Source organism: Pseudoalteromonas sp. SG43-1, assembly GCF_014164415.1.
In the GTDB taxonomy this organism is placed as follows: Bacteria; Pseudomonadota; Gammaproteobacteria; order Enterobacterales; family Alteromonadaceae; genus Pseudoalteromonas; species Pseudoalteromonas distincta.
The window spans coordinates 63101-70725 of record NZ_JACJFD010000029.1 but is presented as its reverse complement, the minus strand read 5'-3'; the positions used below and the strand labels follow the sequence as shown (position 1 = coordinate 70725).

At 37.3% G+C, this 7625-nt stretch carries 6 protein-coding genes and 1 other annotated feature; of the genes, 4 read left to right on the top strand and 2 right to left on the bottom strand.

Annotated elements, in window-relative coordinates; all coding sequences use genetic code 11:
• Positions 1-1101 (bottom strand): chorismate mutase (locus tag H5159_RS17550; protein WP_182780748.1); only part of this gene is annotated, 1101 nt, incomplete at its 3' end.
• Between the two features lie 44 nt (positions 1102-1145).
• Positions 1146-1263: a sequence feature (Phe leader region), on the bottom strand.
• A 192-nt stretch (positions 1264-1455) separates the two neighbouring features.
• Between H5159_RS17550 and H5159_RS17545 the strand changes: the two genes are divergently transcribed.
• Positions 1456-4470 carry an EAL domain-containing protein gene (locus H5159_RS17545; protein ID WP_039489199.1) on the top strand — a complete coding sequence of 1005 codons (3015 nt, stop codon included), beginning with the start codon at positions 1456-1458 and terminating at the stop codon, positions 4468-4470.
• Positions 4471-4482: 12 nt separating this feature from the next.
• Here the strand turns inward: H5159_RS17545 and H5159_RS17540 are convergent, their stop codons facing one another.
• On the bottom strand, positions 4483-4812 hold the full coding sequence (locus H5159_RS17540) for a translation initiation factor (RefSeq protein WP_002962947.1): 330 nt from the start codon (positions 4810-4812) through the stop codon (positions 4483-4485).
• A 135-nt stretch (positions 4813-4947) separates the two neighbouring features.
• On the opposite strand from H5159_RS17540, the gene H5159_RS17535 reads away from it, so the two are divergent.
• From H5159_RS17535 to H5159_RS17525, 3 genes are read left to right on the top strand one after another with little or no spacing between them, the layout of a single operon-like run.
• Positions 4948-5253, top strand: coding sequence for an STAS domain-containing protein (locus tag H5159_RS17535; RefSeq protein ID WP_149602997.1), 306 nt, complete (start codon positions 4948-4950; stop codon positions 5251-5253).
• The gene (locus tag H5159_RS17530) at positions 5253-6902 is read left to right on the top strand and encodes a SpoIIE family protein phosphatase (protein WP_182712753.1); all 1650 of its coding nucleotides are present in this window, start codon (positions 5253-5255) and stop codon (positions 6900-6902) included. Before H5159_RS17535 ends, H5159_RS17530 begins: the two co-directional genes overlap by 1 nt.
• A gap of 56 nt (positions 6903-6958) precedes the next feature.
• Positions 6959-7618 (top strand): GAF domain-containing protein, encoded by a 660-nt coding sequence (locus H5159_RS17525; RefSeq protein WP_182712754.1) that lies wholly within the window; start codon positions 6959-6961, stop codon positions 7616-7618.
• The last annotated feature ends 7 nt before the right edge of the window (positions 7619-7625 follow it).

Genomic DNA, 7625 nt, shown 5'->3' with positions numbered 1-7625 from the left:
CACATATTGGGTGTGTTCTTTAAGCTCTTCTAGCGCTTCTTTTACTTGGCTATCAGCTAAGTTTGCTTCAAGATCTACATAAAATACTTCTTCCCACGGATTGCCCGGAGTTGGGCGCGACTCAAGTTTTACTAAATTAATCTTATGCTGTTTAAAAATCATCAACGCATCGGCTAGTGAGCCCGCTTGCTGTTTTGTCGACATGATTAAACTAGTTTTAGTTGGAATTTGGTTAGACACTTGCAGAGGTTTACGCGCAACAACAATAAAGCGGCTATGGTTTTCGCTTTGATTAGCTAGGTTGGATTTGATGACTTCAAGGCCGACATTTTTTCCTGCTTGTGCAGAGCCAATTGCAGCACTATTTGGTGTGTTTAGAGCTGATTGCAATGCGCTTGATGTAGAGTCACAAGTTTCATGTTGTAAATCACCTAAGCCCTGTAAAAAACGGCTGCACTGTGCAAATGGTTGTGGATGTGCAAATACTTTTGTTAGTTGGCTAAGTTCAGTATCAGGGTTTGCGAGTAAGCAATGCTCTACACTGTGAGTGACTTCTCCAACAATAGAGACTTGTGCGTGCTGTAATAAGTCAAATACTTCGTTAATGCTACCAGAGCTTGTGTTTTCAATCGGTAATAAACCAAAATCAGCTTGGCCGTTTTCTACTTTACCTGTTATTTCGTCAAACGATGTACAGCCAATTTCAATTAATTTACCAGGGCGGCGACTAAAGTATTTATGACATGCAAGCTGGCTATAAGAACCTTGACCACCTAAGTAAGTTACACGGTGTGTTTCACTCAGTGCGTCTGGATTAAGGTTTTTTTGTAACATTGCTTGTTGGTGTAAAACTGAATCTTCCAAAATAGTTTGAAACACATTATTTACGTAGTAAGCATCTAAACCCAGTGACTTACCATAACCAATTAATTTTTCTAGAAGCGCGAGTTCACGTGCTTCATCGCGAATTGGCTTGTTGTTGGCGATTTTATATTCAACCACACCGTGGCTAATGCGACGACGTTTAGCTAATAACACGAGTAGGTCGGAGTCTATTTCATTTATATCGTGTCTTAGTGCATTTAATACATCATTTGTCATTTTGGTATCCTCATTCCAAAAGTAGGCTGTTATTACACAGCAAAAACAAAAAAGCCTCCCGGTTGGGAGGCTTTACTATTCGATTGATTTTATCTCACAAACAGGGAAGCCTCTTCTATATAAAGAAGCTAAAAAACGAAAAAAAAGTGCGAGAGATAAATATGTTCATACGGTTAATGTATGGAGAGTTGCCAACAATGTCAATAAAGATCTAAATAAGCTTAGGGTACTATTTATTTACCTTAGGTGATTATTATAGAAACTTTACAAATAATTTATAAATATGAATGCGGATCTGGTATATTTCGTTAACTGGTTCAAATAATAACAATTATTAATAATTAAGGTTGACCCGTGGTTTACAGACGGCCTCCATCTCGTTTTGGATTGAATTCTTTAAGTGTAAAACTTTCACTGCTTATATCTGCTATTTGTTTAATAGCAGGGGTATGTGCGGCTGCCTTAATGCTTAAATCTGAAGAGAAACAACTTGTTTTTGAAGAACATGAGGTGTTAAAAAGCTCTACAGATTTATTAGTGAAGCAGTTTAATGAGCGTATTAAAACAAAAATAAATATTGCTCAGCAAGCTAATAACGTAGTGACAGAGCAGCTTTTTCAATCTAATTCACCAATTAATTTAGGTAATAAATCACAGTTACAGTTTAATAGCGATGGTACCATTCGAAGTGCCTCGGCTGATGGATTATCAGCAGCATTTTTACCACAGCAAAATTACTCTCCTTTTTATAAACGCCTATTTAATGATTCTGAAATGTTATGGCGTATAATTTCTCCGACTCTGGTACACGACTTTTTTAACTTTTATTTAATTACCGATGACGATTTCATTCGTGTTTCTCCTCCAAACTGGGCATTAAATGCACCAGCCGAGTTTAGAGTTACGCAAGGTACAACGTATAAATATATTAAAAGTATGTTGGGGTCAGAGCGTGAGCCTGCATGGTCAAAAGTTTATTACGATACAGTATGGCGAAAGTGGGTTATTAGCTTACTAGTGCCGGTGTATGTTGATAACGAGTTTTTAGGTGTAACGGGAAGCGATATTTCCCTTAACAAACTTATTTCATTTTTACCTGTTGGCGATAAAGAAAAACACTTACTTGTATTTGATAGTAAAGGGCAATTGTTAGCCCATCCCAATCTAAACCCTGCATTATTAGCTGACTACGGTAGTGACAATAAAGCACTCGCTACTAACGAATTTGTAAACCCAGAACTGCAGTCAATTATTGACGATGCAATTGCGGTGAAGTTACCAGAATATGCCAATTCATTTGAACAAAATGATGAAGCTCACATTATTAATATTCGTAAAATTGATGATTTAGATTGGTACATAGGGGTTTATAAAAAACGTTCATCAACGTTATCTGCGTTACAAGATTTAAAACTGAAGTTTTTTGGACTCTTTATTTTATACGCAATATTAGTTGCTTTATTGCTGCATCAGGCGCTTTATCAACTAGTACTTCGCCGTTTACATACTTTAGTTTATGCAGTAACAAGCTTTGGTAAAGGTCAGCTAACAACAGAGTTTCCGCCAGAAAACAAAGATGAGATTGGTACCCTTAATGGCTCATTTAGAGACATGACGGTAGAAATCCGCAAACTTATTGATGGTTTAAACCAAAGAATTACAGAAAAAGAAATTGCTGAAAAAGCAGCTAATCGTTTATCTAAAGCGGTCGCGTTCTCGGGCACTGGGGTTGTGATCACCGATGAAAATTTTGTCATTGAGTACGTAAACCCCAAAATGCTCGAAATGACAGGCTATCCAGAAAGCCATTTTAATAGAGCACCATTACTTAATATTATTGCCTCAGAAATGTCTATTTTAGTTGAAGATATAGACATAGATTTACGCAGCCGTAATTACTGGCGCGGGGACACATTAATAGCTGGTTTAAACAAAGAGCCAATTTGGGTGTCTTTAAGTGTTTCGCCAATTCGTGAGGAGGGCGGTGAAATAACCAGTTATGTAGCATCAGCACAAGATATTTCGTTTGTAAAAGAAAGCCAGCGTAAAATGGAACAACTGGCTTACTTTGACACCCTTACGGGACTTGCCAACAGAACGTTTTTTAGAATGCAATTGCGTAAATCAATGGCATTAGCAGAGCGCGGGCATTATGCATTTGCTTTGTTTTACTTTGACTTAGACGAATTTAAGCGTATTAACGACACATTAGGGCACGATGCTGGCGATCAATTATTAATTGAAGTGGCAAACAGACTTAAAAAACGTTTACGAGCCGAGGACACCATAGCGCGCTTAGGTGGTGATGAATTTGCAGTGTTGCTCAGTGGTATAGAAAGCCAAGCTCACGCGGCTGATGTTGCCAATACAATTCAAAAAACACTGAACGTGCCTATAAAACTAGGTAGCAATGAAGTTATTGTCAGTGCAAGTATTGGTATAACTATGGCTCCTTACGATAGCTTAGAGGAAGATCAGTTACTCAAACATGCTGATTTGGCAATGTATGAGGCAAAAGCAAAAGGACGTAATACCTTCCACTTTTATAGCCAAGAATTAAACGCGGCCGCAAATGAGCGTTTATTTATCGAAAATGAGTTACGTATAGGGCTCAAAGAAAAGCAATTTGTAGTTTACTACCAACCTCAAGTTGATAGCCGTACTCATCAGGTCGTTGGTTATGAAGCGTTATTAAGATGGTTCCACCCAACTGAAGGCGCAATCCCTCCAGATAAATTTATTCCTATTGCAGAAGCGACAGGCCTTATAGTTGAATTAGGTGAATGGGTGCTTCAAGAGTCTTGTGATTTTGCCGTAAGATTGGCAGAACAAGGTCTAGAAAATAATATATCGATAAACTTATCGGCCCGCCAGTTTAAAGACTCAAGCTTAGTTACAACACTGAGCAAAATGATAATTAAGTCGGGTGTTTCAGCAAAGCGCCTTCATTTAGAGCTGACCGAAAGCATGCTAATGGGTAATGTAGAGGCAGCCATTACACAATTGCACGAGCTTAAAGCATTAGGTATATCTATTTCTATTGATGACTTTGGTACAGGTTATTCGTCGCTCAGTTACTTAAAACGGTTCCCGGTTGATATATTGAAAATTGACCGTTCATTTGTAAAAGATATCCCTGAGGATACGAATGATATGGAAATCACTGCAGCTATTATTGCCATGGCGCAAAAGTTAAAGCTAGACGTGGTCGCAGAAGGAGTTGAGACAATAGAGCAGATGCAGTTTTTACAAAATAATAATTGCTTCATTGTGCAAGGCTATTATTTTAGTAAGCCAATTGCTGAGCACGAACTACCGAATTTGTATGAAAGGTTAAATGAACTCGCAAATAGCGAAGTAACTAGTTAATAAAATTGCGGGTTAACCACCCGCAATTTTAACTTTAAATTTTAACGCTTCTAAAATGCCTTTTAGTTTATCTCGGTCATCACCTTGTACTTCAATAATGCCTTCTTTTACTGCGCCGCCTTGGCCCATTTTGCTTTTTATAGTTTTAGCTAACTTTTTTAAATCGTGATCTTTTGGATCAATGCCAACAACTAGCATTACGCCTTTGCCTTTACGCCCTTTAGTTTGACGCTCAATGCGAATAAAACCATCTTTAAAAAGTTTAGCGTGCAACTCTTTTTCTGGTTTCGGCTGGTCAATGCGACCCGTACTAGTTGAATATACTAAGTGACTATCACTCATACCTTACCTTTGTGGATAAAAATGAATTAAATACTGGTGTAAATGATAGCAAATTTGAAGTTGTGTGTTTTTCTTTTTGCTAAATACTTTTAACAGGTTATATTTAGTTCAAAGGAAATATTATTGGAGTTTACTATGAGTTTAACTAAGAATGAATCAGTCGATGGCACTACATTAACAATACAAATTAAAGGTAAGTTTGATTTTAATTTAGTGCAATCGTTTCGCCAAGCTTATGCTCAAATGAGCGAAAAAACAGTAAAGGTTATTATCGATTTAAGAGAGACTGATTATATGGATAGTTCAGCACTTGGCATGTTACTTAACATGAAAAAAACCATTGATAGCCAAGTACAAACCATCGAAATAAGTAATTGCCAGCCTCAGCTTAGAAAAATCCTACAAATTTCACGTTTTGATAAAAAGTTTGATATTAGCTAATGATACATGTGTTGATTGTTGACGATCAGGCGCTCAATCGCATTTTACTAAGTAAAATGCTTGAGCAGGAAGGTTACAAAATTTCAGTGGCTTACAATGGGCTAGATGCACTTAATGTACTTAAAAGAGAGCAAATAGACATTGTTTTACTCGATGTATTAATGCCCGTAATGGATGGTTTTGAAGCAGCTGAAAAAATAAAGCAGCAGTATAGTGAAGTTTACTTACCGATTATTTTTATAACCTCCTTAGAAGATCAAGCAAGTTTTGAGCGGTGCCTCGCGTTAGGTGGCGATGACTTTATTCATAAACCATTTGAAAAAGTTATTTTGCATGCAAAAATTAAAGCACATAGCCGCACCAGAGAGCTAAGTAAAAAATCGAATCAACAAAAAAAACTGCTTGAATATCATCACAATCAAATTGAACGTGAACACGAAATAATTGAGCATATTTTTAATAACTCATTAGAGAATCAAGGCAAGTTTAAAGAGTACCTCGATTTTAATTTATCGCCGGCGTCTATGTTTAACGGCGATATGTTTTTAGTGGCGCAAAGTCCAATAGGCAATCTGTATTGCATGTTGGGAGACTTTACAGGGCACGGCTTAGCGGCAGCTATTGGTGCATTACCTATCTCTCGTGTTTTTTATACTATGGTACAAAAAGGCATGGCGATTAATGACATTGCCTGTGAGCTAAATACACTGCTTTACAATCTCCTACCTGGACACATGTTTTGTGCTGCAACCATTATAGAGCTTAGTGCATCCGGTAAAAGTATTTCTGCATGGATGGGCGGTTTGCCAGATGCGTACCTAATAGATAAAGACGGTAATGTAAAACAAACATTAGAGTCGCAACATATGGCGCTGGGGATTTTAGACGACCAAGAATTTGAATATGAAGTTATTCACTTTGAAACGAATAGTAATACACGCCTAGTATTAGCAACCGACGGTATTATAGAAACAGCAAACAAAGAAGATACATTTTTTGGGGAAGAGCGTTTTTTACAAACCTTAAAAAGTAAATCGATGATTAGTAGCGAAGATATAGTGGCTGACGTTACTAAGTTTGCAGATGGCACTAAACAGCAAGACGATTTAAGCATTGTTTTACTAAACTGCCTGCCTTTAGTTCCTGAGGAGCAAGAGCGAGAAGCATTCTCTACTTTAGCGTTTAATTTATCTTTGAGTTTAAACTCAGAACAAATAAAAAAAACAGACCCCGTTTACGACGTTGTTAATATTTTAAGCAGTGTTGGGGGGCTAAATGCCCATCGTTCTAATATATTTTTACTGTTGTCTGAGGCTTATAACAATGCGCTTGATCATGGCGTACTAGGACTTAACTCAGAGATTAAAAAACAAGAAGACGGCTTTTTTCGATATTACGAACTAAGAGAGGCAGCTCTTGCTAAACTTACAGATGCGATGATTATTATTGATATGCGCTATTGCCCCGATACGCTCAGTTTATATTTCATTATTTGTGATTCAGGCCGAGGGTTTAGTAGTAAGCACGATGAGTTGGCAAAGGTTAATAATGAATTTGGTAGAGGGGTGTCTTTACTAGAAGAAATAGCCGAAAAAGTAACTTATAACGCCAGCGGTAACCAAGTTGAAATGTGCTACAAGTTGAGCTAGCTCTGCAAAAATATCCATGCTATTATTCTCGAAACTTTAGATGTATGGATGGCCAAATGATTTCTTCTTACCTAAAACAAGCACAACTAAGTGCTAATCCAGCTTTGATTTCAACAGAGCTTGAAAAGCTTGAGCTACATTTAGCAAACACAGCTTTGCCTAATGTATGTTGGGAGTATCAAATACCTGAGCTTGGCGAGGGCGGTGCGTGTAGTTTATTTGGTTACCTACAAGATGAGCCATTCAAATTAACTGATTATCTTAAAAATGATGAGCAAACACAGTTCAAGCTAGCTAATTTACAAAGTATTGTGAGCTACATTGAGCAACAAACAAGTGTTGATTGGTATGGTATTTATCAATCAACTAATACTAGTGAAGGTAAGCAACTATTAAAATTAGCTTATCATGGTGCGCCTAGTCGTCCGTTGTTCCCTTTAACGCAAGCATTTGCGGCAGGTAGTAATAACGTGCAGGTTGCGCTATCTCACAAGGGCCGTATTATTAATAACGTTGAAGAGTACTTATCACAAGGTGGTGAATACTACACATGCGATCCTAAAGTTAAATCAGAAACCTGCTTACCTTTATTTAATACACAAAATGAATGTGTTGGTATTGTAGATGCTGAAGCCTTTAAAAATGATTTTTTTGATGAAAAGACGCTTGCCGTTTTAATTGCATGTTGTATTAAAATTCCTCACTTTCTAGTGTAAATAACGC

Bases quoted from the DNA above. Each gene is read 5' to 3' on its own strand.
- H5159_RS17540 (WP_002962947.1), bottom strand. From the start codon at position 4,812: ATGAGTGATAGTCACTTAGTATATTCAACTAGTACGGGTCGCATTGAC.
- H5159_RS17535 (WP_149602997.1), top strand. From the start codon at position 4,948: ATGAGTTTAACTAAGAATGAATCAGTCGATGGCACTACATTAACAATA.
- H5159_RS17530 (WP_182712753.1), top strand. From the start codon at position 5,253: ATGATACATGTGTTGATTGTTGACGATCAGGCGCTCAATCGCATTTTA.
- H5159_RS17525 (WP_182712754.1), top strand. From the start codon at position 6,959: ATGATTTCTTCTTACCTAAAACAAGCACAACTAAGTGCTAATCCAGCT.